Annotated in this window: 1 protein-coding gene; it reads right to left on the bottom strand. The window is 61.7% G+C overall.

What is annotated here, in order from left to right; all coding sequences use genetic code 11:
• Positions 1-4: 4 nt before the first annotated feature.
• On the bottom strand, positions 5-985 hold the full coding sequence (locus ACBR42_RS17055) for an IS110 family transposase (protein ID WP_371208832.1): 981 nt from the start codon (positions 983-985) through the stop codon (positions 5-7).
• Positions 986-1,194: the final 209 nt, after the last annotated feature.

The raw sequence follows: 1,194 nt of genomic DNA, 5'->3' as shown, positions 1-1,194 counted from the left end.
GTGGTCAAGCGGCTTTTGGCATCCAAAGCCGATCTTTGTGAAGCAGGGCGTTTGCGAGGACGATGAGCTTTCGCATGATTGCGGTAATGGCGATCTTGGCGTGTTTTCCCTTTACGATAAGGCGATCGTAAACACGCTTGAGGTCGGGGTTGAACCGCATGGCGACGATGGCCGGCATGTAGAGCGCTTGCCGCACGGTGGCACGACCGCCCTGGATGAAGCTGCGGCCTCGCCATGTGCCGGACTGGCGCGTAATGGGTGCCAGCCCGGCCAATGAGGCTGCCTGACCTTCTTCCATCATGCCGAGCTCGGGCATGTCGGCCAGAAGCGCATGAGCTGTGATCGTTCCCAGTCCCGGAATACTGGCCAGCACGTCCCGGCGCCGGGACAGATGCGCATCTTCCGCCACGAGCGCGTCAGTCGCCGCATCGAGGGATGTAACCTGCGCCTCGATCTGCCGCAGGCGATGACGCGCGTGGCGCTGCAGCAAGCCGATCGTCAGGGTCTTGAGGCGATTGAGCGTTGCCGTGCGGTCGCGCATCAAACTGCGGCGCGCGGCCACCAGTTCGGCCAGGCGGTTCTGTAGATCCGTGCGGACCGGACGGGCAACCGGCTCCAGCAGGGCACCATAGCGCGCGAGCATCAACGCATCGACGCGATCTGTCTTCGCGAGTTTGCCGGTGGCTTCGGCGAAACGCCGCGCCTGTCGTGGATTAACCTTGACCTGCGCGATACCAACGGCCGTCAGACGTTCCTCCAGTGTGCGGTGATAGGGGCCGGTTGGCTCGAACACCACCCGGGCAACGGCTTTGATGTCGCCGATCCAGCGCAGAAGCGCGGTCTGGCCCTTGCGGGTGTTGGCGACACGAACGGTATCACCGCCGGGGTGACGGGCAGCGTCGAGATGATCCTTGGATACATCGATCCCGATTGTGATCGATGCAGGTGGCACTTCGGCCTTGGAAGCCGCAACTGGATGCGTCATCTTTTCCATGTCCTATGCTTGTCATCCGAGGCCGGACCTCGGGTATCCGTTCAGGGCACAAGGAAAAGAAGGGGTGGTCATACTCTCAAGTCGACCCATTATGGTCTGCCTGTTACCGACCCGTCCCCTTCCTGATTTTCCCGGGGTGGCTACCCCGGGAAAATCAGTCCTTTGTCGCACGCAGCGACACGGAATGCATAAGACAAGCC

It is taken from the genome of Komagataeibacter sp. SM21, assembly GCF_041402665.1.
GTDB lineage: Bacteria > Pseudomonadota > Alphaproteobacteria > Acetobacterales > Acetobacteraceae > Komagataeibacter > Komagataeibacter saccharivorans.
The sequence above is the reverse complement of the archived record's forward strand: the minus strand, read 5'-3'. Positions and strand labels throughout refer to the sequence as shown.